At 70.9% G+C, this 25,224-nt stretch carries 19 protein-coding genes, 1 tRNA gene and 1 pseudogene; 6 read left to right on the top strand and 15 right to left on the bottom strand.

The genetic code is table 11. The features are described 5' to 3' along the window. Nucleotides 1-185: 185 nt before the first annotated feature. Nucleotides 186-1,331, bottom strand: coding sequence for a CapA family protein (locus G3I19_RS09090; RefSeq protein ID WP_203599361.1), 1,146 nt, complete (start codon nucleotides 1,329-1,331; stop codon nucleotides 186-188). A gap of 137 nt (nucleotides 1,332-1,468) precedes the next feature. On the opposite strand from G3I19_RS09090, the gene G3I19_RS09085 reads away from it, so the two are divergent. Together G3I19_RS09085 and G3I19_RS09080 are read left to right on the top strand one after the other, a co-directional pair. Then, nucleotides 1,469-2,479, top strand: a complete 1,011-nt coding sequence (locus tag G3I19_RS09085) for a hypothetical protein (RefSeq protein ID WP_203599354.1) — start codon at nucleotides 1,469-1,471, stop codon at nucleotides 2,477-2,479. A gap of 123 nt (nucleotides 2,480-2,602) precedes the next feature. Further along, a complete protein-coding gene (locus G3I19_RS09080) occupies nucleotides 2,603-3,994 on the top strand; it encodes an MATE family efflux transporter (protein WP_343235033.1) in 1,392 nt (463 codons plus the stop codon). Between the two features lie 392 nt (nucleotides 3,995-4,386). Here the strand turns inward: G3I19_RS09080 and G3I19_RS09075 are convergent, their stop codons facing one another. Next, the gene (locus G3I19_RS09075; protein WP_164261785.1) at nucleotides 4,387-5,853 is read right to left on the bottom strand and encodes an FAD-dependent monooxygenase; all 1,467 of its coding nucleotides are present in this window, start codon (nucleotides 5,851-5,853) and stop codon (nucleotides 4,387-4,389) included. 83 nt (nucleotides 5,854-5,936) lie between these two features. On the opposite strand from G3I19_RS09075, the gene G3I19_RS09070 reads away from it, so the two are divergent. Then, a complete protein-coding gene (locus G3I19_RS09070) occupies nucleotides 5,937-6,569 on the top strand; it encodes a TetR/AcrR family transcriptional regulator C-terminal domain-containing protein (RefSeq protein WP_164261782.1) in 633 nt (210 codons plus the stop codon). A gap of 148 nt (nucleotides 6,570-6,717) precedes the next feature. On the opposite strand, the gene G3I19_RS09065 is transcribed toward G3I19_RS09070, so the two are convergent. The 7 genes from G3I19_RS09065 to G3I19_RS09035 form a co-directional block, all read right to left on the bottom strand. Beyond that, a tRNA-Arg gene (locus G3I19_RS09065) sits at nucleotides 6,718-6,790 on the bottom strand. Between the two features lie 126 nt (nucleotides 6,791-6,916). Further along, nucleotides 6,917-8,341, bottom strand: coding sequence for an MFS transporter (locus G3I19_RS09060; protein WP_164261778.1), 1,425 nt, complete (start codon nucleotides 8,339-8,341; stop codon nucleotides 6,917-6,919). A gap of 231 nt (nucleotides 8,342-8,572) precedes the next feature. Beyond that, nucleotides 8,573-9,697 carry an acyl-CoA dehydrogenase family protein gene (locus G3I19_RS09055; RefSeq protein ID WP_164261775.1) on the bottom strand — a complete coding sequence of 375 codons (1,125 nt, stop codon included), beginning with the start codon at nucleotides 9,695-9,697 and terminating at the stop codon, nucleotides 8,573-8,575. A gap of 1 nt (nucleotide 9,698) precedes the next feature. Then, nucleotides 9,699-10,532 (bottom strand): enoyl-CoA hydratase-related protein, encoded by an 834-nt coding sequence (locus tag G3I19_RS09050; RefSeq protein ID WP_164261772.1) that lies wholly within the window; start codon nucleotides 10,530-10,532, stop codon nucleotides 9,699-9,701. Beyond that, nucleotides 10,529-11,482, bottom strand: coding sequence for an acyl-CoA dehydrogenase family protein (locus G3I19_RS09045; protein WP_164261770.1), 954 nt, complete (start codon nucleotides 11,480-11,482; stop codon nucleotides 10,529-10,531). The genes G3I19_RS09050 and G3I19_RS09045 overlap by 4 nt, the downstream gene beginning before the upstream one ends. Then, a complete protein-coding gene (locus G3I19_RS09040) occupies nucleotides 11,479-12,453 on the bottom strand; it encodes an acyl-CoA dehydrogenase family protein (RefSeq protein ID WP_164261767.1) in 975 nt (324 codons plus the stop codon). The genes G3I19_RS09045 and G3I19_RS09040 overlap by 4 nt, the downstream gene beginning before the upstream one ends. 87 nt (nucleotides 12,454-12,540) lie before the next feature. Beyond that, a complete protein-coding gene (locus tag G3I19_RS09035; RefSeq protein ID WP_239074086.1) occupies nucleotides 12,541-13,770 on the bottom strand; it encodes an acyl-CoA dehydrogenase family protein in 1,230 nt (409 codons plus the stop codon). Nucleotides 13,771-14,025: 255 nt separating this feature from the next. Between G3I19_RS09035 and G3I19_RS09030 the strand changes: the two genes are divergently transcribed. After that, entirely contained in the window at nucleotides 14,026-15,639 is a 1,614-nt protein-coding gene (locus G3I19_RS09030; protein WP_164261764.1) for a class I adenylate-forming enzyme family protein, read from the top strand. Nucleotides 15,640-15,768: 129 nt separating this feature from the next. On the opposite strand, the pseudogene G3I19_RS09025 reads toward G3I19_RS09030, so the two are convergent. The 6 genes and pseudogenes from G3I19_RS09025 to G3I19_RS09000 form a co-directional block, all read right to left on the bottom strand. Then, a pseudogene (locus G3I19_RS09025) lies at nucleotides 15,769-16,182 on the bottom strand (FAD-dependent monooxygenase); the annotation flags it as partial. A 61-nt stretch (nucleotides 16,183-16,243) separates the two neighbouring features. Then, nucleotides 16,244-17,359: an SMP-30/gluconolactonase/LRE family protein gene (locus G3I19_RS09020; protein ID WP_164261761.1), complete on the bottom strand. Its 1,116-nt coding sequence runs from the start codon at nucleotides 17,357-17,359 to the stop codon at nucleotides 16,244-16,246. Nucleotides 17,360-17,383: 24 nt separating this feature from the next. Further along, nucleotides 17,384-18,973, bottom strand: coding sequence for an AMP-binding protein (locus G3I19_RS09015; RefSeq protein ID WP_164261758.1), 1,590 nt, complete (start codon nucleotides 18,971-18,973; stop codon nucleotides 17,384-17,386). Nucleotides 18,974-18,995: 22 nt separating this feature from the next. After that, nucleotides 18,996-19,910 (bottom strand): cyclase family protein, encoded by a 915-nt coding sequence (locus tag G3I19_RS09010; RefSeq protein ID WP_164261755.1) that lies wholly within the window; start codon nucleotides 19,908-19,910, stop codon nucleotides 18,996-18,998. 249 nt (nucleotides 19,911-20,159) lie between these two features. Next, nucleotides 20,160-20,903 (bottom strand): FCD domain-containing protein, encoded by a 744-nt coding sequence (locus G3I19_RS09005; protein WP_164261753.1) that lies wholly within the window; start codon nucleotides 20,901-20,903, stop codon nucleotides 20,160-20,162. A gap of 280 nt (nucleotides 20,904-21,183) precedes the next feature. Then, the gene (locus G3I19_RS09000) at nucleotides 21,184-22,119 is read right to left on the bottom strand and encodes an RNA polymerase sigma factor SigF (RefSeq protein WP_164261750.1); all 936 of its coding nucleotides are present in this window, start codon (nucleotides 22,117-22,119) and stop codon (nucleotides 21,184-21,186) included. A gap of 505 nt (nucleotides 22,120-22,624) precedes the next feature. Between G3I19_RS09000 and G3I19_RS37350 the strand changes: the two genes are divergently transcribed. Both G3I19_RS37350 and G3I19_RS08990 read left to right on the top strand, forming a co-directional pair. Continuing rightward, a complete protein-coding gene (locus tag G3I19_RS37350; protein ID WP_343235035.1) occupies nucleotides 22,625-23,053 on the top strand; it encodes an ATP-binding protein in 429 nt (142 codons plus the stop codon). A gap of 268 nt (nucleotides 23,054-23,321) precedes the next feature. Then, entirely contained in the window at nucleotides 23,322-25,109 is a 1,788-nt protein-coding gene (locus tag G3I19_RS08990) for a class I adenylate-forming enzyme family protein (RefSeq protein WP_203599356.1), read from the top strand. Nucleotides 25,110-25,224: the final 115 nt, after the last annotated feature.

Here is a 25,224-nt window from a genome sequence, read left to right as displayed (position 1 = left end):
GAACGGTTGTAAGGAAAATGTCAGGTGTGACTCAGGCCACGTGGCCGGTTCGCGCCGTCGGCCGCGCGCCCGACGTGGTGGTCGGCTCGCAGTCGTACGGAGGCAGCTCCCCGGTCACCGGGTCGCTTCCCGTACGCCCCCGCGCGTTCACCGGGCGACCACTGCCGTCGGGCCCCCGCCGCAGGTCAGCCGGGCAGGCTCTCCAGCGGCTCCAGCCCGTCCTGCGCGGCCCCGCGGTTGAGCATCGTGCCCTCGGTGCGCTCGAACGCCAGCTGGTAGCGGGCCTTCTCCTCGGCGGTCAGCTTCCCGCCGTCGCGCAGGGCCGCCGCCACATCGATGAGCCGGTGGTCCCGCACCGCGTCGGCGGCCGGCGGGTTCGCCGCGTCGGACGCCGGCGGGATGGAGACGAGCGTCGGCACGTACCGGGCCCGGACCTCCCAGCTGCCGCCCCGCTTCTGGAAGTCGAACCAGCCGATGATGCCTTCCTCGGTCAGCCCGGACGGCACCTCGTGCCGGGCGACCTGGTTCCCGAGCCCGTACGCGATCCAGGTGCCGTCGACCTTCTCCATCGGCTGGACGACATGGGCGTGATGCCCGATGACCAGGTTGATCCCGGTCTCCCGGGCGATCCGGCGGGCAAGGGCGATCTGCCCCGAACTCGGCTCGGGGTGGTGCTCGCGGCCCCAGTGGATGCTGAGGATGACCACGTCGGCACCGGCCTCGCGGGCCCGCTGCTCGGCCTTCTTGATCCGGTCGAAGGCCGTCCGGTTGGCCAGCCAGGGCTTGTCCGCGGGGACCTCGCGCCCGTTGAACCCGAAGGCGTACGAGATCTGCGCGACCTTGACGCCCTTCACGTCCATGATCAGCGGCTTGTCGGCCTCAGCGCTGCTGCGCGCCGAACCGGTGTGCTTCAGCCCGGCCTTGTCGAGCGCGTCGAGCGTGCGCTTCACGCCGGCCGCGCCGTGGTCGAGGGTGTGGTTCGATGCGGTGGAGCAGGTGTCGTACCCGATCTTCTTGACCGCGGTGGTGATCTGCGGGGGCACCAGGAAGTCGGGGAAGCTGCGGAACGGGCCGTTCGGCTTGCCCACCACCGGCTCGAAGTGGCAGATCGCCAGGTCCGCCCGGGAGATGACCGGCTGCACCCCGGCCATCAGCCGGTAGAAGTCGAGCCCCTGCTTGCCTTCGGCCTTGGCGTCCTTGCGGGCCTGGTCGATGAGCGGCGTGTGGATGAGGATGTCGCCGGCCGCGGCCACCGTGAACGACGGGCCGTCGCCCTTGGCCGATCTCCCCTCGCCGGACGTGCCCGACGCGTCCGGACCGCCGCCGTTCAGGAGCGAACACCCCACAGCGGCCAGCGCGAGGAGAGCGGTCGCTACGGCGCGAGATGTGAAGGGAACATAAGTGCGTCGGGTCACCCGTGTATTTTTACTCGAATATGACGACTCCTTGGGCCGGTAAGACAGTGATCTTGGCGATATCGCTGGTCACGGCAGTGGTGGTGGCGGCTGTGGTTCTCATCACGTCAAGTGGAGGGAACGACTCCGCAAAACCCAGGCCGCCGCGTGCCCAGCCGCGCGAGCGTGTCGACCTCGCCGCGCGGATCGACGACTTCACCCGGCAGACGATCCGCCGCAGCGCCTTCCGCCCGCCCTCCGCCCTGGAGCGCCGTACGGTCGCCGACGGCGTCGGCCTGTATCTGGACGGCCGCCGCGCCGAGGCCGGAAAGCGCCTGGCCGAGGTCGACTTCGGCGTCACCACCTACACCGACACGGCCACCGGCCGCCCCTTCGCCGAGATCGCGGACCGGGCCAGGGAGGTCACCCGGGGGTGGGGGCGGGTGTACGTGGACCTGCCGCAGGACCGGCCGGCCGGGACCCCGGGCGACCTGGCGCGGCCGGCGGCGACGTGGTCCGCGCAGATCCCGCACCCGGTCGCCGACGCCGACAGCGAGAAGCTGGGAGTGGGGGCGTGGCGCGCCACCCCCGGCGGGGTGCTGGTCATGGCGGGCGCCAACCGCAGGGCGGGCGAGAACGGCGCCGCGGACGTGGCCCACCGCCGCGACACCGTCTTCCACGCGGTCTGCGCCGAACTGATCGCCCACCGCCTGCCGGGCATCCAGCTGCACGGCTTCGCCAACTCCACCGAGCCCGACTACGACGTGATCGTCTCCACCGGCCGGGGGGACCACGGCCGCGCCTGGGGCGAAGGACTGGCGGCAGCGCTGTCCCGCCAGGACTTCGACGTCTGCCGCGTCTGGGTGCGCCGCTGCTCGCTCGAAGGCCGCACGAACGTCCAGGGCCGGGCCGCGGACGACGATGAACTCCCCTTTCTGCATGTGGAGTTCAGCCGCCGGATACGGGAGTCGCCGGAGCGGATCGCCCGCGCGGTGGAGGCGATCAAGGAGGCGGCGGGACTCGCGGGCGGGGACGGCGGCTCCGGGCCGAGCACCCATGCGTCCCTGAGCCCGGCGCGTCTCTGAGCGGTACAGCGGTACAGCGGCACAGCACAGCGGCACAGCAACACGGCGATACAGAGCCACCAGGAACCGGACTTCCGCTGTCCGCCCGCGCCAGGGGTGGCAGAAGTGGCAGGATCCCCGTATGTGAGCAACGACCGCAGCGCGTTCACAGCCATCGCCAGGACCGCGGCCCCGCTCTACGCGACCACCCTTGCCGCGTCGGCGGGTTCGCTCGTCGACACCGTGTTGCTGGGGCGGCACGCGACTGCATCGCTGGCGGCTTTCGCCGTGGCCGTCGCGGTCTTCGCGCCCGCCACCGCGACCGTGGCCGGTGCGCTGCGCGGGGTGATGCCGTTCATCACCCCCCACCGCGAGTCCCCGGACGAACTGCTGCCCCTCGTACGGAGCGGAATGTGGCTGGCGTTCGCGGTGGGCGGGGTGTGTGCGGCGGTGGTCGCCGCGGTGCCGTACATCGGTGGGCTCTGGGGTGTGCAGCCCGCCGTACTCCACCAACTGGGGCTGCTGCCCTGGCTGCTGGCGGGCAGCGTGCTGCTGATCGCCGTCGGCGGATCGGCGACAGCGGTCCTGGTCGCGCTGGGCCACTCCGCCCAGGTGATGCGTTCCGGTCTCATCGGCACCGCCGTATCCGTCACCCTGTCCGTCCTGCTGGTCGGCGGCCCCGGCCCGCTCCCGAGCCGGGGGCTGACCGGTGCGGGCGTGGCCATGCTCGCCTCCAGCCTGATCAGCGCCGGGCTGAACCAACTCGCCCTGCGCAGAAGGACGGTGCTGACGGGACGGCCGCTGTGGCCCGGACACCCCGAACCGCGCCGGGTGCTGCGGCTGGCAGCGGTGGGCATCCCGCTCGGTGGCACGGTCCTGGTGAAGTTCTCGGTACTGGGCGTCCTGACGTTCGCCGCGGCGCGGATCAGTACGGACGCGGCGGCCGTGCACGGGGTCGGGGAGTCGCTGGTGAACGTCATCTTCACCGCGGCGGTCGCGGTGGGCCAGTCCACGGTCCCGCTGATCGCCGAGCACGCGGCCCGGGGCGACGTGCGGAGGATCCGCCGCAGTGTGGGGGCGGGCGTCCGGGTGGCGCTGAGCGCGGTCACGGTGCTCGGGGCGGCGCTGCTGGCCCTGCGTACCCCGGTGGTCGGCCTGTTCACCACGGACGCCGCGCTCGGCCACCAGGTGGTACGGCTGCTGCCGCTGGTCCTCGCGGTGGTGGTCGCGGACGCGCTGCAGGCGGTGGCGGGCTTCGCCCTGGTCGGCCTCAGGCGGACGGGCCCGAGCCTGGTGTCGACGGTGGTGTGGTTCGGGGTGCTCGCCGCGCTGGCGGTCCCGGTCGCCGACACCTACGGCCTGGCGGGCCTGTGGGCAGCGCTGGCCTGCGCGAACCTGCTGCAGGCCGGCACGAAGACGTACTCGTTCCTGCGGCACAGCGCACGCCTGAGCCTGAGCGGCCGAGGGCCCTCCGTCCCCCGTACGGGTGGCAGCAGCGAGTCCACAGGACGCACGACGGCGCAGGGGCAAGGCTGAGGGGATGGCCGAGGAGAGACCCCCATGGTGCTGAGACCGCCGCAATGCCCCCACTGCCGCGAACCGCGCCCCCTGTGGAAGGACACCAGCACGACTGCCCCGAAACTGCCGGACCGCTGGCGCTGGTACTGCACGGGCTGCAGACAGGTGTGGGAGCCAACCGACGACCACCGGCTGAGGTACCGGGGGACGCCCGCGGCTCCGGGCATCCCGGTACGGGCCGGGTAACGGCAACTGACCGGCAACTGATCGGCTACTGACCGGCAACTGACGGACCGCTGACCGCCAACTGCCCGTACGGGGAGTGGAAGTGTCCGGCACGAACAGTCCGGCAGCCGGTAGCTGGGTGCGCCCGGGTGCCCGGGTGGCCGTGGACCTCGGCTGCGTCCTGGTCAGCGGTGCGTGGCGGACGCCGCCGCGTGCGCCTCGGCCCGCAGGACTTCGGTGTCGGGCTGTTCGCTCGCCCAGGCGACATGGCCGTCCGGGCGGATGAGCGCGGCACGCACGGTGGACCAGGCGGGGCGCGGGTCGGGCCGGTGCGCTGTGTGCGTGATGACGTGGGGGGCGGAGGGTGGTTCCGGGGTGCCGGTGAAGTGCAGCAGGACGTGGCGGCCGGTCCTGAGCAGTGTGAAGAGGTCTGTGCTGTCGGCGAGTTCGAGATTGGGTGCGCGGTGGCCGGTCAGGGGATGGTGGTGTGCGGGGGCCGGGTAGGTGACGGCCAGCGCGGAGAGCCGTTCGGCCAGGCTCCGGGAGAACTCGGGCACGTTGGCGATGAGTTGGCTCAGCAGCGTGCGCAGGTCCTGGCCCTCCGCCGAGTAGGCGTTCATCAGTGCCGTCTGGGCGCGGGTGCTGAGCAGCAGGTCGGCGCCGACCGGGTGGCGTTCGGTGTGGTAGCTGTCCAGCAGTCCGGCGGGGGCGGTGCCTGCCACCGCGGCGGCCAGTTTCCAGCCGAGGTTCGTGGCGTCCTGGATGCCGACGTTGAGGCCCACGCCGCCGGCCGGGTAGTGCATGTGCGCCGCGTCGCCCGCGAGGAGGACGCGGCCCCTGTGGTACTCCGCGGCCTGGCGGGTGGCGTTGCCGAACCGGGAGAGCCAGCTCGGGTCGCGCATGCCGAAGTCGGTACCGGCGATCCGGGTCACCTTGGCGCGCAGCACGTCCAGGGTGAGTTCGCCGGGGTGGCCGGTACCAGTACTGTCCGGGTCACCGCCGACGATCCGGTGGATGCCGCCCGGCATCGGGACCACCATCACGCCGCCTGCCGGGCCTGACACGGCGGACACCGCTCCCTGCGGCGGGTCGTCCAGGACGACGTCGCCCAGGAAGCCCCAGGTGGTGGCGTCGTTGCCGGGGAAGTCGATGCCCGCCGCCTCGCGTACGGTGCTTCGGGTGCCGTCGCAGCCGACGAGGTAGGCGGCACGCAGTGGGTACGGGCCGTCGGGGCCGGTTGCCTCGACGTTCACCCCGTCCTCGTCCTGGGTGAGTCCGGTCACCCGGTGCCCGCGCCGGATCCTGGTTCCGGCCGCGATCGCGTGCTCCTCCAGCAGTTCCTCGGTGCGGGCCTGCGGCAGGGCGAGCGTGAAGGGGTAGGGCGTGTCGAGGGCCCCGAAGTCCATCCGCTCGTCGAGCCCGCCGAAGTGGCCGCTGGGGATGCGCCGCCCCTCCGCGAGGAACGGCTCCCCTACGCCCCGGGCGGCCAGGACCTCCAGGGTGCGCGGGTGGATGGTGAGGGCCTTGGAGTGGGGATCCCGCTCGCGGCGGGTTTCCAGGACCGTGACGGATGCCCCGCCCAGCCGCAGTTCGGCCGCCAGCCACAGCCCGGTGGGGCCGCCTCCTGCGATGACTACGTGCTCGTGCTCCATGGCTGCTCCTCAAGAATGCCCCGGTCACCGACCAGGTGTCTTGGTCGGTGACCAAGACGCGGTGCGCCAAGTAGACTAGGTCGGTGACCAAGAAGCAAGCGGAGGATCTCGCCCCGACCCGGCTCGACCCCGGAACGGTGGTGCGGACGGCCCTGGAACTGCTGGACGAGAAGGGCGCTGACGGGCTCTCGATCCGCGGCATCGCGGACCGGCTCGGCGTCCGGATGAACACAGTGCTCTGGCACGCGAAGAGCAAGGCGCGACTGCTGGAGTTGATGGCGGACGCGATCGTGGCCGGGGCGCCGGTGGACGGGCTGCCCGAGCCCTGGGAACCACGGGTCCGCGAACTGTTCCACCGCTATCGCCGCGCCCTGCTGGCCCACCGGGACGGGGCCAGGATCGTGGCCGGCACGTACGCCGCCGAACCCGCCACACTCCGCTTCGCCGACCTGATGACCGAGGCGCTGCTGGCCGGCGGGCTGGCGGAACGCGAAGCGGTCTGGACCGGCTGGAGTCTTGTCTACTTCACCCTGGGGCTGGCCCAGGAGGAACAGGCGCTTCCTGACGCGATGGGCCCGGCGTTCGCACGACGGCTGGACTCGGGCGAATACCCCTCACTGTCCCGGGCCGCCGCGTACTTCGCCGACACCTCCTTCAGCGACGCCTCCTTCGACGAGCGCTTCGACTACGGACTCTCCCGCATCCTGGGGGCGTGAATCGGAGCGGTACCTGGACGGCGGTGCTCCCCTCCCGGGGGCAGGGCGCTGTTCTCCCTGATCACGCAAACAGCCCCGGACGAGGAGTCCGGGGCTGAGTGGGAGTCATCTCTGGGGGTGAATCCCAGGTCAGAGCGCCACTGTGTTGTGCCCCCGGCAGGATTCGAACCTGCGACACCCGCTTTAGGAGAGCGGTGCTCTATCCCCTGAGCTACGAAGGCGGGGCTTGTAGACGCACAACAGCGTACCGGATCTCTATGCGGTGACGCCCGGCCCCTCAGACAGGTCATCCGGCAGGTTTCCGGGCGCCTCATCGGACAGGTCTCCGGGTACCTCATCGGACAGGTTCACGGCCTGCTCCCCGGAGGTTCGGCGGACAGGTCCCGGCCGCGGGTTTCCGCCGTGCGCCAGATGGCGAGTGCGGTGATCAGCCCGCAGGCCATGGCCAGTGTGGCGAGCGGGGTGCTGGAGATGTCGCCAGAAGCCGACAGGCGGCTGCTCGCGTAGAGCGGGACGAAGCCGCCGCCGATCAGTGCGGCCAGCTGGTAGCCCATCGACGCTCCCGTGTAGCGCACCCGGGTGCCGAACATCTCCGACAGCAGGGGGCCCAGCGGGGCGTACATCGCGTTCTGGACCACCTGCCCCAGCACCATGCCGAGAATCAGCAGAGGTACGGACCCCGTGTTGATCAGGGCGTAGATCGGGAAGGCGAGCAGCACGATCCCCGCCGCGCCTCCCAGCGACACCGCCCGGCGGCCGAGGCGGTCCGAGAGTGCGGAGAAGCCCGGTATGGCCACCAGGCCGGTGAGTGACGTGGCCGTGAGGCCGGTCATCACGTCGGACGTCTCGTACCCGACGGCCTTGGCGTAGGTGAGCATGAAGGTGCCGATCAGGGCGGTCAGCGCGAAGGGGCCGATGCCGACCGCGCACGCCAGGACCAGGACACGCGGCGCGCGCAGCACCTGGGCCAGCGGGATACGAGGTGGCTCCGCCCCCGCCCGCTCCTCCCGGGCCCGCGCCGCCTGCTGGAACAGCGGGCTCTCCGTGATGCTGATGCGCACATACAGGCCGACGCCCAGCAACACCCCGCTGAACAGGAACGGGATGCGCCAGCCCCATGCCTCGAACCGGTCCTGGGGAAGAAGCGTGATCGCGGTGACCGCGAGGCTGGACAGCAGGAAGCCGATCGGTGACCCCATCTGCATCACGCCGTTCCACAGGCCGCGGCGCCGTGCGTCGGCGTGTTCGACGACCATCAGCGTGGCGCCGCCCCATTCACCTCCGATGGCGACGCCCTGGACGATGCGGAAGAGGATCAGCAGTACGGGGGCCGCGACGCCGATGGTCGCGTACGTGGGCAGCAGCCCGATCAGACAGCTCGCCGCGCCCATGAGGACCATCGTCACGATGAGTACGGTCTTGCGTCCGAGCCGGTCGCCGAAGTGGCCGAAGACCGCGCCGCCTACGGGCCGTGCGACGTAGCCGGCGGCCAGCGTCCCGAACGCGGCGATCGTGCCGACCGTGGGATTCGACTCCGGGAAGAACAAGGGGCCGAAGACCAGGGCGGTCATCGTGCCGTACAGCAGGAAGTCGTAGTACTCGATGACCGTGCCGAGCAGGCTGGACAGCGCAACCTTGCGCAGCAGCGCGGGAGTGGGATCCGGTGCCGTGGGTGGTGGGTTCTCGGGGTTCCCAGGGGTCCCGGATCCTTTCCCGGGTCCTCCCGGTCTCTCCGGGCTCGGCGGGGACGACGCGGAGGGTGCAGCGGGCATGACTGACTCCCTTGAGCGTGCGGAATGCGGAATACGGACTGTGGACTCCGGAATGCGGAAATCGGCAGGCGGAATGCGGCATGCGGCATGCGGCATGCGGCATGGTGAGCGTTGCTGTTACTCAGTTGCTGCTGGTGGGCGATGAGGAGGCGCGACCTTCCTCGGCCCCCTCTCAGCCCTCGACCCCGGGCCTCAGCCCCCGGCCTCAGCCCCCCCCCGGGGCCCCAGCCCTCAGCCCTTGCTGTCGAGGCCGAACGCCTGGCGTGCGATGAGTCCGCGCATCATTTCCGACGTTCCGCCGCCGACCGTCTCCAAAATCGCCTGTCGCCACATGAACTCGATGTCGCTGTCCTTGGCCAGCGCCTCGCTCGACCCGAACTCCATGGCCGAACGCGCGATTTCCTGGGCGAGCCGGGTGCCGGCCAGTTTGTGGTACGCCGCCGGGACCGCCGACGGCTGGCCGCTGATGATCTCGCCCAGCAGCGCCAGGGCCAGCGCCTCCACCTCGGCGACCCGCACGGCGAGTTCGGACAGTCGGCGGCGGACGACGGGATCGTGGCTCAGGCCCGTCTTCTCCAGCCAGGAGACGAGGTCCTGGAGGTCCCGTCGCAGCCGCTTCGGCGGGAACTGGACGTGCCGTTCCACCGCGAGCGCGGACGCGACCACCTGCCACCCGGCGTTCTCGTCGCCGACGCGGTTCCCGGCCGGGACCCGCACCCCGTCGAACCGGACCTCGTTCAGGCGCCCGCCGTCATGCGTCGGGATCGGGGAGACCGAGACACCGGGGTGGTCCAGCGGCACGATCAGGACGCTGAGCCCGCGCGACCTGCTGTCCTGGGCGCCGGTCCGGCAGAGCAGCCAGATGCAGTCGGCCCAGTGGGCGTTGGACGTCCAGCACTTGGCGCCGTCGATCACGTACTCGTCGCCGGCCCGCGTCGCCCGGGTCCGTACCGCCGCCAGATCCGAGCCGGCATCCGGCTCCGAGTAGCCGAGCGCGAAGTTGAGCTGCCCGAGCCGGAGCCCGGGAAGGAGCCGTTCGCACTGCTCAGCCGTCCCGTGGGCCATGAGTGCCTTGGCGACGAGGCCCGGACCCATCGGCGGCCGGGCGACCCGCGCGTAGGCCATCTCGTCCCAGAGGATGAACTCGTACGCGGGTGACAGGCCCCCGCCGCCGAACTCCACCGGCCAGGACAGCGACAGCCAGCCACGCTCCCCGAGCGCCCGGTAGACCTTCCGTACGCCGTCCCCGGTGTTCTCACCGCGGTGGAAATAGCCGTTCAGGCCCTGGTGGCCGGCCAGGAAGTCCAGCACCTCGCCGCGGAACGCCTCCTCGTCGGGCGTGAATCCGAAGTCCATGTCACTCGTCCCTGCCGGCCGCGGTGGTCCACTTCGGTTCGCGCCCCTCGCTGAACGCCCTGGGGCCCTCCTTCGAGTCGGGGTGTGCCCAGTGCATCCGCAGGAGCGCCCATCCGTACTCGCACGCCTGGGTGTACGACATGTCCAGCGAGCCCCAGATCGCCTGCTGCGACAGCGACACCGCGGCGGGTGAGTTCTTGGCGATGCTCCGGGCCATTTCCTCCGCTGTGTCCATGAGCCGGTCGTGGGCGACCAGTTCGTCCACCAGGCCCAGCTGGTACGCGCGCTCCGCGGGCATCCGGTAGTCCTTGCCCATCAGCGTCATCCGCAGCGCCGAGCCCAGCGGCAGGCGCTTGGCGAGTCCGATGTTCTCCATCGCCCCCACCAGGCCGACATTGACGTGGGTGTCCATGAAGCTCGCCCGCTCCGACGCGACCACGATGTCGGCGTCGACCACGAAGTGCAGCCCGGCCCCGGCCGCCAGGCCGTTGACCGCGCAGATGACCGGCTTCCAGACCCGGTTCTGCCGCGGTGACCAGAAGACCTCGTCGGTCAGGGGGCCGGTGCCGGTGCTCATGCCGCCCCGGCCCGCCACGACATTCACGTCCGCGCCGGTGCACAGGTGCCGGTCGCCGGTGCCGGTGACGATGGCCGCCCGGATCCACGGGTCGTCCCGGACCTCGCTCCATACCGCCTTCATCTGCGGCATCATCGTTCCGGTCAGGGAGTTTCCCTTGTGCGGCCGGTTGAGCGTGATGTACGCGACGTGATCACGCTTCTCGAAGAGCACCTCGGGCTCTTCGGTGTCCGCCCCGTGCTGCTGGTCCTGTGTCATTGCCGGCCACTCTCCGAATACATCGCCAGTACCTGTTCGCCAGTGTGGTTCGCGTGCGACGGCAACAGGGAGAGCTGCCTGATGCGCTGCGCGATGTGGCCGATCGGCCCTTCCACGGAGTAGCCCATGGCCCCGTGGGTCTGATGGGAGACGAAAGCCGCGTCCATCGCGGCTCTCCCCGCGGACAGCCGGGCGGCGCCGGTCAGCGCGGACCCCTGGGGGTGCCGCTGGTCGACCGCCTTCGCTGCGACCTTGATGAGCTGTCGCGCGGCCTCAAGCCCCAGGCCCGCGTCCGCGATCGGATGGGCGACGGCCTGGAAGGTGCCGATGGCACGGCCGAACTGGACCCGGGTGCGTGCGTGCTCGACCGCCGCGTCCAGTACGCGTTGTCCCGCGCCCCACAGATACCCCGCAAGTGCCAAGTGCGCGAGGTCTGTTCCCTCCCGGACACGTTCCAGCGGGAGTACGCGTTCCAGCGGAACCCGCCCCCAGGGCTCGTTGCCCAGCGTCTCCAGCGCGGCCGGTTCACCGGCGGGGCGCGCGAGCCAGGCCGCTTCGCCGTCCGGCCCGCTCTCGATGAACACATCGGCGAGCGGCGCCCACGGCATCAGCGGGGGACAGCCCCACGACACCAGACTCGCGCCGGACACGACGGCGGGCGTGTACACGGCCGGCAGCGTATGCGCGGCGAAGACCGTCGCCGCCAGTGGCCCCGGGGCGAAGGCCCGCCCCAACTCCATGGCCGCTGCGGCGATTTCACCCGCGCCGCCCTCCTCGCCCGGTACCGCGAGCGACAGCACACCCAGCTCGGCCAGCCCCTCCCAGAAGGGCCGGGGGAACGCCTCGGAACCCGCTCGCTGGACGTCTTCGGTACACCTGGCCGCGCAGTAGCTCCGGACCGACCCGGCGAGCGCTTCCTGATCCGGGGTGAACGCGACGGGTTCACTCATGCCGCCGTGACCTCCCAGCGCGAGGCCACCACGGCACGCCGGTGCGCGCGCAGGCCGCCGAGTTCGGCCCTGAGCGCCTGCAGCCTGAGGGTCCAGAGGTGCAGATCGTGCTCCCTGGTCAGACCGACCGCACCCGTGATCTGATGCGTCTCCCGCGTCAGCCGCCGCAGTGCGGTCATCGTATGCGCGGCGGCCACCGCCGACGACTCCGCGGTGGCACCCAGGAACGCCGCCTCGTAGGTGAGCCAGCGCGCGCCTTCGACGAGCACGCTCAACTCGGCCAGGCGGTGCTGCAACGCCTGGAACGAACCGAGGGCGCGCCCGAACACCGTACGGTCCTTCGCGTAATCGACGGTGAGGTCGAACGCCCGCTGCATCATGCCGAGAGCCTCGGCGCACACCCCGACCCGCCACCAGTCGATCATGGTCTGCGAGGTCCCGGGAGCGAGTTCACGGGCGCGGCGCGGCACCACCCGGGCCAGCGGATAGCCGTACGCCGACGGAACCGGCTCCGCGTCGTCCGGGCTCAACTCCGCTGCCGCGCACCGGTCCGCGTGCTCACCGGCGCGCCCGCCGGCGGACCGGTCATCGCCCGCCGTGAGGATGTGCCGGGCCTCGCCGCCGTACCGTACGGGCGCCGGGCCGCCGCTGCTCGACGGGCGGGCCAGGACGACCGGCCCCTCGGGCACCGGCAGCCCGAGCGCGGGCAGGACGAGCAGCTGCGGCACCGGGGTGACCGCACCGAGCTCCGCACCGATCCGCTCGACCGCCAGGGTGGCCTCCAGCGGCCCCGCGCCGGTCTCGCCGAACAGGTCGAGGAAACCGGCCGCGCGCAGCTGGGACTCCAGGGCGTGGTCGTACGCCCCGCGCGCGGCCAGCTCGCGGCAGCGCGCGGTACCGGCGTGCCGGCTCAGCAGGGTGGCCAGTGCGTCCAGCAGCGCCCGTTGTGTATCCGATCGTTCGAAATCCACGTCGATTCCTCGTCTGTTGCTCGTCCGGTCACTTGTCCGCTGCTCGTCTGCGTTGCCCGTCTGCGTGGCCCGTCTGTTCCTTCGGCTCTACTCCTTGGGCAGCTTCAGGATCAGGCGGCTGATCAGGTTGAGCTGGACTTCGTAGCTGCCGGCCGCGATGCCGGCGCCGAGCGAGTTGCGGAACTGCGCGTCGCCCGTCGACTGCTCGACCAGGGCCTCGGTTCCCATGACATCGAGCGCGAGGTCCCCGACCGCACGCTCGGCCTGCACCATCGCCGCACGGGCCTGATAGGCCATGGGCGAGGGCTCCTTCGCCTTGGCCCGCTCGTCGATGACGCGGTAGACCAGCACACGGGCGGCCTCACAGAGCGCTCTCGCGTCACCGAACTGCTCCTGTACGCCCGGGTCCGTGAGCAGACCGGCCGTCCGGCACCAGTCGGCGAGCCCGTCGAGCACCAGGGCCGCCCGCGCATAGCGCGGGGCGCCGACCCGCTCGTAGGCGAGTGTCCTGCGGACGATGTCCCAGCCCTTGTTCTCCTCGCCGAGCAGACAGTTCCCGGGGACCCTGACGTCGGTGAGGAACAGCTCGTTGAAGGAGTGGTCCCCCACGAACCCGTCGATCCGCCTGACTTCGACGCCCGGCGTCCTCAGCGGCAGCAGGAACACCGAGATCCCGTCCCGCCCGTCCGCCACGGAACCGGTGCGCGCGAGGAGGAAGCAGTAGTCGGCCCGGTTCGCGTAGGAGGTCCAGATCTTCTGGCCGTTGAGGACGTAGTCGTCACCGTCGCGCACCGCGCGGGTCCGCAGGGCCGCGAGGTCGGTGCCGGCCTCCGGCTCGGAGAAGCCCTGGCACCAGAAGACATCGCCCCGGGTGATCGGCGGCAGGAGCGTCTTCTTCTGTTCCTCGGTGCCGTACTTGATGAGGGCGGGGCCGACCCAGTTCACGTTCATGTACTGCGGGCCGCGGGGCTCCCCCCGCTTCCACATCTCCTCGCCGAGCACGAAGTGCTGCCAGGCGCCCTGGCCGCCACCGCCGTACTCCCGCGGCCAGTGCGGTGTCAGCCACCCCTTGGCCGCAAGCGTGCGTACGAAGCCCTTCGAGAAGTCGGTGTACACCGCGCTGCCGAGACCACGCTCGGAGCGGTCCCAACCCTCGGCGAGTTCGCGGTCCAGAAAGCCGACGAGGGCGCTACGAAACGCCGTGTCCGCGTCACTCAAAGCGAACTCCATCAGTCCCTCCCCGTGGTGCGGTCGTGCGCCATCCGCGACACCGTGCGGAGCGAGCGCGTCCAGCGGTGTCACGTCGGTCGCTCCCATCGGAGGAGTGAGGCGCTCTGGCTAAAAGAGTACACTTTATTGAGTCGCCGACAAGGGGTCTCGCATCCCTGGGGAGGGGGCTCGGGGAGGAGCTGGAGGAGAACAGGGGGATGGGGGAGTTCCTGGGTCGGGATCCTCGGTGGGTGCTGATCAATCAAAAGCGAGAAGGTAGTACTCAATTGGCGTTCCGGCCGATAGTCTGCAGCGAACTCCTCGCGCTGACTGCGCCCGGCTGACGACCAAGGGAGCACCTTCGTGGGTCACGAACTGACACTGCCGAACTGGCTGCGCGCGATCGGCTCAGGACCGCACGGGGCTCATCGACGAGCCCTGCGGGACGACTCGGGCGAACTGACCTTCGCCGAGCTGGCCGATGCGATGGACGCCGTCGCCGTGGGGCTGCTGCGGTCCGGGCTGCGGACCGGCGACCGGGTCGTGACGGCCATGGAGCCGTCGATTCCGCACACGGTGGTCATCCTCGGCGCACTGGCAGCGGGTCTGGTGGCCGCCCCGCTCAACGCCCGCCTGACCGGTCCTGAAGCGCGCGCCTACCTCGCCACGCTCGACCCCGGTGTCGTGATCGCGGACCCGGCCCACGCGTCACTCGCCCACGAGACGGGCTGCCGGGTCGTCGAGCTGACCGCGGCGGGCGAGCGCAAGCCCGTGGCCGACCGGACGGCGCCGCTCGGCAGCCACAGCCACAGCCACAGCCAGGGCCGCGGCGGGACCCTCGTACCCCCGGCGGAGGACGCTCCCGCGATCATCTTCGCCACCGGCGGCACGACCGGAACACCGAAGGGCGTGCTCCACACCCAGCGCAGCCTGTGGCTCTGGCTGAACACCTGCGCACACGGCAACCCGCGTACACCCGCCGACATCGAGCTGTTCTTCTCGCCGTTCTTCCACATCACACTGGGCACGAACCTGCTGGCTCCGCTGCTGGCCGGCGGGGAGGTCTGGATCCAGCGGCGGTTCGACGCGGGCTCCGCACTCGCCGCGATCGACCGCGGCGCCGGGCGTCTCATGGGCGCGCCCACGATGTTCAGCGCGCTCCGCGCCCACCCCGCCTTCGCCACGACCCGCCGCGAGAACGTCACCGCGATCCGCTTCGGGTCCGCTCCGTCGACCGACGACTTCGTACGGGGCCTGCTGCGCGACTTCCCGAACGCCAGGATCCGTGCCGGATTCGGCGCCACCGAGTTCGGCTCGGTCATGGGATTCGACCACGAGGACCTGCTGGCCGGCCGGTTCACCGGTGTGGGCCGGCCGCTTCCCGGCGCGACCGTACGGATCCTCGGCGAGGACGGCTGCGAGGTCCCCGCGGGTGTCGTCGGCGATCTCGTGGTCGCCTGCCCCTGGCAAGGCCACGGGTACTACGGGCTGCCGGAGGAGACCGCGGAGACGTTCCGGGCCGACGGCGTGCACATCGGTGACCGCGCCTCACGGACGGAGGACGGCTGGGTGTTCATCGCCGGCCGCCGCAAAGAGGTGATCATCAGCGGTGGTGAGAACGTCTACCCGCGGGAGGTGGAGGAAGTGATCCTCCGTCACCCGCACGTCGCCGACGTCGTGGTGTACGGCCTGCCCGACGGGCACTGGGGGGAGCGTGTCGAAGCGGGCATCGTCGCCGTCCGGGACAGGACGGTCGGCCTGGAGGAACTGCGCGGCTTCTGCCGGGCGGATCTGGCGGGCTACAAGATCCCCAAGAAAGTACGTCTGCTCGACGCGATCCCGCTCACCGCGAACAACAAGCCCGACCGCCGCAGGGTGCGCGCCGACGCCCTGGCCGAAGCCACGGGCACCGGCCCGGCCGGGAGCGCGGACATGCCTCAGGGTGCGGACACGCCCGAGGGTGCGGACAAGCCCTAGCCGCTGTCCGGTAGATCGTGGTTGATGCCCGTTGATCCTGCGATGGTGGGAAGGGTCGCCTGTGGGTGCGCCTCGCCGTAGCGCCGGTCACGAATCCCGCTCAGCTCCGGTCATCAAGGCGAGCAGGCTGTGGGCCGCGTCGCCGAGCAGGCTCACCCCCGGCAGGCGGTCCCAGCGGTGCCCGGCCGGCAGCGTGACGGTGGGCCGTAGGACCGGCGGGGTGTCGCTGTCGGTGAGCAGGGCGGTCAGTTCAGGGGCCCAGCCGTCGAACTCCCTCACGACCCGCGCGGTCAGGGCTGCGGCATCGGTGGCGCCGAAATCGGCGAACCAGTCCCGGGGCTTCCTCAGTTGCGCGCAGGTGTGCAGGGTTCCGCCGCCCGCACGATGGGCCGGCAGTCCCCGGCCGGGAGCGAGCGCGAACAGCGATCCGGCCCCGACCGCCTCCGCGGAGGCGGGATGGCGGGTGCCGGCATCGAAGAGAAACGTCTCCACGCTGCAGACCCCGACGTACTCGGGAGTGGCCTCGGAGAGCAGGGGGCGTACTGGTCGAGGCGCTGCTCGATCCAGGACTTCTCCGGTTTCGGCAGCGGTGGGCAGGGGCAACTCACCTGGATCGGCCGGACAGCTCCTGGTGGTTGGCCGGCTGCGAGAGGCCCGGCGCGAGGGCGCGGAACGTGTAGAGGTAGCCGCCGTTGTCACCGCCGACCGTGATGTACCCGTGGGTCGAGCCCGGTTTGATCACCAGGTTGCTGACGAGGGGTTCCGGCTGGGGCCGCTGCGGTATGACGACCGTGGCGAGCAGGTCTCCGGCCGGGTTCCATACGAGGATCTTCCCGTCGCCGAGCACCACCTGGTACACATTGCCGGCGGAGTCGACGGAGTTGGAGTCGAAGCCGCCGCCACCGACGTCGGCGGACATCCCCACACCGCCTGCGGTGATGCTCCTGCCGTCGGGCGCGAGGGTGAAGTGGTCCTCGCGGCCGAGGTTGTACTCGCTCACCCACAAGGCGGAGAAGTCCGGCGTGAACGAGATGCCGTTGGGGCCGGACAGGCCGTTCTGCAGGACGACCGGGTGGGCGCCGCGGGCGTCGAGACGTACCACCCGGCCGTCCGGCTTCTCCAGCGAGCCGTGGTAGTCGGTGATGTACATGTCGCCCGCCTTGTTGAAGGCGATGTCGTCGGGCACCAGCACCCGGCCGTCCACGGGTCCGGAGAAGACGGTGGTGAAGCCGCCGCCGTCCGGGTCGATGCGGTCGATCTTCCCGTTGTCGTAGTCGGTGACGTAGATCTTCCCGTCGGCCGGGCTGAACTGCAGTGAGGAGAAGCGGCTGGTGGCATCGGTGTGGAGAGGCGTGACCTGCTTCGTCCGCGGGTCGTACCGGAGGATCTTGGGATGTCCCGCCGGAGCGGTGAAGTCGACGAAGTACAGCCGGCCGTCGGGTCCGAGGGCGGGCCCCTCCAGCACGGTCGCGTGCCCCCAGCTCGACGGCGGGTCCAGCGGTGCCACCCGGGCCTCCCGGGTCGCCCGGACGATGCGCGGCGGGGGCGTGCCGCGCTCTCCGTCCCGGGCCTGGGCCTGGGCCGGGGCTTGGGCCGGGGCGGTGGGGGCGGCACTCCCGTCGCCGGTCGTCATCGCGGCGGTGGCGGCCGCCGGGCCGCCGACAGCCAGGGCCACCACGAAGGCGGCCGCGAGCGCGAAGGATCTCCTGGTCTTGGTCATGATTCGGCCTTCCTCAGGCGCAGGTCACTGGCAAGGGGACTGATCAGCCGCGAAGTACGCGGCGCGCGCGGCCTGTTCGCGCAACAGGTTCTTCTGGATCTTTCCGGTCGACGTCCTGGGCAGCTCGCGGAAGACCACCTGGCGCGGCGCCTTGAACCCCGCGATCCTGGCCCGTACGAAGGTGCCCAGTTCTGCCGCCGTGACCGACGCACCGGCCCGGAGCGTGACGTACGCGATCGGAACCTCGCCCCATTTCGGGTGCGGTGCACCGACAACCGCGGCCTCCAGCACCGCCGGATGCTGGGTGAGCGCGCTCTCCACCTCGACGCAGGTGATGTTCTCCCCGCCGGAGATGATGACGTCCTTGGCCCGGTCCCGCAGCTCGACATAGCCGTCCGGGTGCAGCACGCCCAGGTCGCCCGAGCGGAACCAGCCGTCGGCGGTCGTCGCGGCCGCGGTCGCCGCCTCGTCGCGGTAGTAGCCGAGCATCACGTCATTGCCGCGCAGCAGGATCTCGCCGAGCGTGTCGCCGTCGGCCGGCACGTCGGCCCCATGGGAATCGACCACCCGCAGCGGTTCGGCGACGATGTTCGCGATGCCCTGCCGCGCCATCAGCGGTGTGCGCTGTTCGGCGGGCAGATCCTGCCACTCGGGCTGCCAGTCGCACACGACGGCGGGTCCGAACGTCTCGGTGAGCCCGTAGAGATGACGGATCCCGATGCCCAGCTCGCCCATCCTGGCGAGCAGCGCGGGCCAGGGCGGCGCGCCCCCGACGAACACCTGGACCGGGTGGGGGACCGGTGCCGCCGCCGCGGGGTCGTCGGCCAGCATGGCCAGCACCGTGGGCGCGGCACAGAAGTGGGTGACGCCGCTTCCGCGGATGGCGTGCCAGATGTCCGGCGGGCTCACCCTGCGGAGGCAGTGGTGCACCGCCCCGGCCGCGGTCACCGCCCACGGGAAGCACCAGCCGTTGGTGTGGAACATCGGCAGCGTCCACAGATAGCGCGATGACGTGTCCAGCTTGGCGTGGTACGCCATCGCCAGCGCCTGGAGATACGCCCCGCGGTGGTGGTACATCACTCCCTTCGGCCGGCCGGTCGTCCCGCTGGTGTAGTTGACCGACAGCAGGGATCTCTCGTCGGTCACCGGGACTTCGTGCGGGGTGGCGGCGGCCAGCAGGGACTCGTACTCGTCCTGCGGCTGACCTGAGCCGACCACCACAGGACGGGTCGCGCTGAGCTTCAGTGCCTCGGTCAGCAGGTCGCGGCACACGTCATCGACGATCACCAGCCCGGCAGCGCTGTGGTCGAGGATGTAGGCGATCTCGGCGGGCGCCAGCCTGGTGTTGAGCGCCACGAGGACACCGCCGGCCAGCGGCACTCCGTAGTGCGCCTCCAGCAGGACGTGGGTGTTGGGTGCCAGCACCGCGACCCGGTCACCCGGCCGCACCCCGTGCCCGGCCAGCAGGCCGGCCAGCGCCCGGGCCCGTTGCCAGAGCTCGGCATAGGAGTACCGCAGGTCGCCGTCGACGACCGCGAGGCGGTCGGCGAACACCTTGGCGGCGCGCGCGGCGAACGCCACCGGGGTCAGCTCGGAGAAGACCATGCCGTGCATGTCGACGCTCCTCCCCGCCCGGTCACGCCACGGCGATCGGCCGGAGCGGTGACCCGGTGCCGCCGCGGATGGTCAGCGGCAGGCCCACGAAGAGGAAACTGGAGACCGAACCGGCCGCCAGACCCTCGCAGTTGACCCACTCCATGATGTGGATGCCCTGCTCCTGGAGCAGGTACAGGTGCACCGGGAGCTGATTCCCCGGCACCGTCGACGGCCGTACCTCGAAGGACATGGTGTCCGCGCCCACATAGCGGGCGCCCTGCGACACGAGCCACTGCGCCCCGTCCAGCGCCACGCCACTGCCGTTGCTGTGCTTGCGGATCAGGTCGATGTCGGGCCAGAACTTCATCTGGCCGGTCCGCACCAGGACGATGTCGCCTTCCTGGACCGTCACTTCGGCCGCTTCCGCCGCCTGCCGCAGATGCTGCTCGCCGATCGCGAAGTGCGGCGGCAGGACGTCGAAGCCGAGGGCTCCGGGGACGTCGAGCAGGATGCCCCTTCCGATGATGGGAGCCAGCTCCGACGCGTCCCCGCTCTCGGCGCCGTAGTCGCCCAGCGCGTCGTTCGCCGACACACCGCCGTGCCATTCGTCGTTCTCACCGCAGGTGATATGGCAGAGCGCGTCGATATGGGTCCCGGTGTGCAGACTTCCCGACATCAGCTCGGACACGTAGCCGAACTGGACCTGGTTCTCATCGGGGTTGTCGAAGGGGAAGCGCTGAGACGTTCGCTGGCCGTGCGGCGAGCTGTAGGTGAGGATCTCGAAACGCGGGTAGCCGTCAAAGGTGGGCATGTGGCGCCACCAGCCCGATGACAGGTCGTACACAGCGCCCCAGGCGGGGATGTTGAGATTGCGGAGAAGGTCGTCTGCGCCGCGGTCCGTGCTGGGGTCCGCGCCGTCGTCTGTGCTGTGGTGCGGCCGGGTCTGCGAGTTCATGGGAACGTCCCTTTCGCGAGTCGCTGGAGACCACGGCACGAACCGTGCTCGGTGGATCTCGTACTGCTCAGCCTGCTCAGCAATATTTGAGTGCACTCATTGCCTGATGGCAAGGTCTGGCGCAGCAGTAGTTCGGACGTCACCCTGGGGCCAGCGGCAAAGAGTGCACTTTTTGGCTGGCTGGCTGGCTGGCGGGCTGGCTTGGCGGGCTGACTGGCGGGCTGCGGGCCGGCTGGCTGTGCTCTGTGCTTACGACTCGTTCTTCAGCAGCTCGGCCACGGCTTGCAGGTGCCGTCGCATCCGGTGCTGCGCGAGCGGGGCGTCGCCGGCCACGATCGCCGCGACCATCGCCCGGTGTGCCTGGTGGGACTCGGCCGCGGCGCCGCGGTTCTCCTCGGCGGGCTGATCGCCGGACTCCCATTCGTCCTGCACCATGTCCTGGTCGAGCTGGGCCAGCACCTCGACGAAGAGAGTGATCGCCGGATTGCCGGCCAGCTCGGCGATCACACGGTGGAGATTCCGCGCGTGCCCGAGCGTCACACCCTGCTCGATCAGCTCCTGCTCGGTGTCGAGCGCGTCCGTGAGGCGGTCGATCCCCGACTCCGTCAGCTTCTCGATCGCGGTGGTGACGCCTGCGAGTTCGAGGGCCATCCGCGCCTCGAAGAGCTGGCGCCGGCTGACGGCCGCGTGCCGGAGATAGACCCGCGCGGCATCGCGGACGATGCCCGGATCCGGTTCGGTGACGACGAGGCCACCGCCAGGACCACGCCGCATGCGCGCCATCTGGTGATGCTCGATGAGCCGTACGGCTTCGCGGAACACGGCGCGGCTCACGCCGTAGCGCTCGATCAGCTCCCGCTCGGAACCGAGGACCGAGCCGGTACGCCAGCCCTCCTTGACGATGTCCTTCTCGATCAGCCCCGCCACGGTCTCGGCGAGTCGCTGACTCCCCCGTCCGGCAGGTGCGGCGTCACTCTTCGCGTCGCTTGTCATGGACGAGATCTGTCCTGTCTGGGAACCGTCGCCGTGGCAACGCCGTAGTGCATAGAGAGCACTCTTCCGGCGGCCCAGCATATCCGAGCCCGGCGGACGGCCGGGTACGGTCTGCTCGGTGAGGCGAGATGAGTTGCCTCATCCTCCGATGCCTCCCGTAAGTGGGGGCGTCTCATCCGTCGCGGTGGGTGGCCCGGACCTGCGCGTGGCCCCGTCCGACACCCGGGGTTTGTGGTGTCGGACGGGGCCACGTATCGCTGTGCGGGGCGCCGGAGGTGCGTTACTCCTCGACGAGCATCCCGCTGCGGAGGCTCTTGAGGATGCGCGACAGGAGACGCGAGACGTGCATCTGGGAGATGCCCAGCTTCTCGCCGATCTGCGACTGGGTCAGCTCCTCGCCGAAGCGCATCTCCACGATGCGGCGTTCGCGGTTGTCCAGCTTGCTCAGCAGCGGTGCCAGGGCGTGCAGGTCCTCGACCGTCTCCATGGCGGGGTCGGCCTCGCCCAGGACGTCGGCGAAGGTGCGGCCGCTCTTGGTGGCCTGGCCGTCGCCGGTCGACTCGTTGGGCATGTCCAGGGAGCCGGCGGTGTAGCCGTTGCTCGCGACGATGCCCTCGACGATCTCGTCCTCGGTGAGCTGGAGGTGCTCGGCCAGCTCGGCGACGGTCGGGTCGCGGTCGAGCAGGACCGCCAGGTGTTCCTTCCCCTTGGCGATCTCGACCCGCAACTCCTGGAGCCGGCGCGGGACATGCACGGCCCAGCTGGTGTCACGGAAGAAGCGCTTGATCTCGCCGACGATGTAAGGAACGGCGAAGGTGGTGAACTCGACCTCGCGCGACAGGTCGAACCGGTCGATGGCCTTGATGAGGCCGATGGTGCCGACCTGGTTGATGTCCTCCATCTCGCCGCTGCCGCGGTGACGGAACCGGCTGGCCGCGAACCTCACCAGCGAGAGGTTCATCTCGATAAGGGTATTGCGGGCGTACTGATATTCGTGCGTGCCCTCTTCGAGAACCTGGAGCTGGTCGAAGAAGATTTTGGAAAGTGCTCGTGCGTCCTTCGGTGCGACCTTCCCCGCGTCTTCGATCCAGGGGAGATCGCCCACCTCCGGCGGAGCCGGTGCGGGAGCGGTAAGTGCCGTCAGTGCCGACTCAGCAGATACCGACTCAGCAGGTGCCGACTCAGTCGTGGCGGCATGCGCGAATGTCTGCGTCATGTTTTTCAGCCTCCCCAAGTAGCGGACCCCGTTCAATATCCGCTCCTGCCCGGAGGCCGTGGCTTCAATCCCCTCAGGGCAGATGAGGGGATGTGTGTGGTGGTTTGTCCGTATATCTTCTTCGGGTGGGCCTCAAGGTCGCCTCGTATCTGCTCGCGTCTGCCCGCGTCCGCTCACATCTGCTCACATCTGCGCGTTCACCGGCTCCGGATGCCGGCTTGCCCCGGGTGGCTGGGATTCCTGGTTCCCCGCCCTTTCTGCTTCATGCGTGTTCCTGCGTGTGAGTGAATTGCGAGGCATTTCTGCTGGATCCTCTCGTCGGGGGTAAGCGCGCAGCTACCAGGAGATCAACGGGCGTGCCAAGAAGGGCGTTTCTATAGGCGGGGTGAGTCATATGCATCAGGAATTCGGCGAGCGGAGCGTTGGCGGCGGCGCCGATGTGAGCAGCGATCTGAGTGCCGGTGCCGGTGCCGGTGCGAGTGCCGGTGTGAGTGGCAGTGTCGGTGTGAGTGGCAGTGGCAGTGGCAGTGCCGGTGCCGGTGCCGAGGGTGGCGGTCCTCGGTCCGCCGACTGGGTCTGCCGGCCGCGTCTCGCGGCCGACGCCCGGGAGGCCGCCTTCCGGTTTCTCGCCGGGCTGCATCCCGCGCCGCCCGCGCACATGTCGCAGAATCTGGTCCTGCTGGTCTCGGAACTCGTCACCAATGCCCTCCGTCACGCCGGAGGTGTGACCGTCATGCGGCTCAGGGCCGACCGGCGCAGCGTCGAAGTCGCCGTCGTGGACCCCAGTCCGGCCCATCCGCAGGACCGCACCCCCGACCTGACCGGGTGCACCGGCGGGTTCGGCTGGCCGATGGTCCAGCGGCTCGCCCGTACCGTCGCGGTGCGCAACGAGGCCGACGGCGGGAAAGCCGTCTGCGCGACCCTGCTGCGGTGATGTCCTGCCGCGGTGGCGCGGAGTTCCCTCGGGCGGTGGGGTGTTGCGGGCGGGCGTGTACGTCTCCTTGACCCGGTGCAGATGCGGGCATAGCGTCCCAGGTGACTGAGCAAGCGCTTAGAAAGGGTCTTCAGTGCCGCAGACCGAGCCCCCCACCGACTCTCCCGGCCCCACCACCCCGCGCGACCCGGCCTCTTCCGGCCCGGCTTCTTCCGGCGCTGTCTCTCCCGGACCGGCGACTCCCGGCCCCGCCGCGGTCGAAGCCGCGCTGTGTGCGCCCGGTGCGCCCTTCGCCGTGGTCGCCGCCGAGGACGGTTCTCCGGTGTACGAGAGCGGGCCGCGCACCCTGCGGGAGTTCGTCGAAGCCGTCTGGGCCTTCGGGGACCAGCCGTTCCTCGTCGCCGAGAGCGGTACGTACACCTATGGCGCGTTCTTCGCCGCCGCCTGCGCGCTCGCCCGGCGGTTCACCGATGTGTACGGGCTCGTGCCCGGCGACCGCGCGGTGGTCGCGATGCGGAACCACCCCGAGTGGCAGATCGCCTTCTGGGCCGCCCAGTTGGCCGGGCTCGTCGCCGTACCGCTGAACGCCTGGTGGACCGAGGACGAGTTCACGTACGCCCTGGACGACTGCCGGCCGCGGGTGCTGCTGGTCGACGGTGAGCGGCTGGGGCGGGTCCTGCCGTGGGCCGGCCGGCAGGGGGACCCGGACGGCGGCGACCGCCCCTGGATCCTCGCCTTTCACCACGGGACGAGCGCACCGGAACCGGCCGCCACGTCCATCCCCGAGCCCGCCACGTCCATCCCTGCACCCGCCGCCCCCGCGCCCGCCACGTCCATCCCCGCGCCCGCCACCCCCGAGCCCGCCGCCCCCGCCCCGTACGCGCGCTTCGAGCGCTACGAGGAACTGCCCGCCGCCGATCCCGCGCTCGGTCCGCCCGATGTGGAGATCCGCCCCGAGGACGACGCCACGATCATCTACACCTCGGGCACCACCGGCCGCCCCAAGGGCGCGGTGGCCACGCATCTCGCGCAGGTCGGCGCCATGATGAACCCCCTTTACCACGCGGCAGCCTCCGTCCTGGCGCGCGGTGCTGTTCCCGGTGAGGGGCCGGCGCCGGTGGCGCTGATGACCTTCCCGTTCTTCCATGTGGCCGCCTTCACCAGCGTGTACGCGGCGATGGCCGCGGGCGGCACCCTCGTCCTGATGCGGAAGTGGGACGCGGACAAGGCCCTGGCCGCCATCCGTACGCACGGCGTCACGCACTACGCGGGTGTGCCCGCCACCGCGCTCCAGCTGCTCGACGCGGCCGAGCGCGCCGGTGACGGCCTGGAGACCCTGGCCATGCTCAGCACCGGGGGCGCCGCGGCCCCGCCCGACCTCGTACGCGGTCTCGTGGCCCGGCACAGCGGACGGATCGAGCCGCGGAACGGCTACGGGCTGACCGAGACGAGCGGCGGCGTCCTGGCGAATTTCGGCGCCGAGTACCGCGCCCACCCCGAGAGCGTCGGCCGCCCGACCCCCGCCACCGAGGTGCGTATCGCCGACCGGTCGGGCCGGGCGCTGGCCGACGGGGAGGTCGGTGAGCTGTGGCTGCGCGGGCAGGCGCTCGTCCGCGGGTACTGGAACGCCCCCGAGGCCACCGCGGCCGCCTTCCAGGACGGCTGGTTCAGGACCGGGGATCTCGCGACCGTCCACGAGGGCCGGGTCAGCGTGGTGGACCGGATCAAGGACATGGTCGTCCGTGGCGGCGAGAACGTGTACTGCGTCGAGGTGGAGGCCGCTCTGCACGCGCACCCAGATGTGCTCGACGCGGCTGTGCTCGGGGTCGCGCACCCGGTACTCGGCGAGGAGGTCGCCGCCGTGGTGCAGCTGCGGGACGGCAGCGGGGCCACCCCTGATGTGCTCCGGGCGCATGTGGGGGAGTCGCTGGCCGCCTTCAAGGTCCCCGCTCACGTCTTCGTACGGGCGGAGCCGCTGCCCCGCAACGCGACGGGCAAGGTGCTCAAGCGCGAGCTGCGCGGGCCCGTCCAGGACCAGGTGTCGCGGGGCGGCTGATCCGCGGGCGGAGCGATCCGATGCGGGGCGATCCGCGGGCGGGCACAGGAGAGGCTGATCCGCGGGCGGGCACCGGGGAGGCTGATCCGCGGGCAGGCGCCGGGGCGGCGGGTGC

Origin of the sequence: Streptomyces sp. SID10853, assembly GCF_010548145.1 — a bacterium.
Lineage (GTDB): Bacteria > Actinomycetota > Actinomycetes > Streptomycetales > Streptomycetaceae > Streptomyces.
Note: the sequence above shows the minus strand (reverse complement) of the source record. Positions and strands in the feature narration are given on the sequence as shown.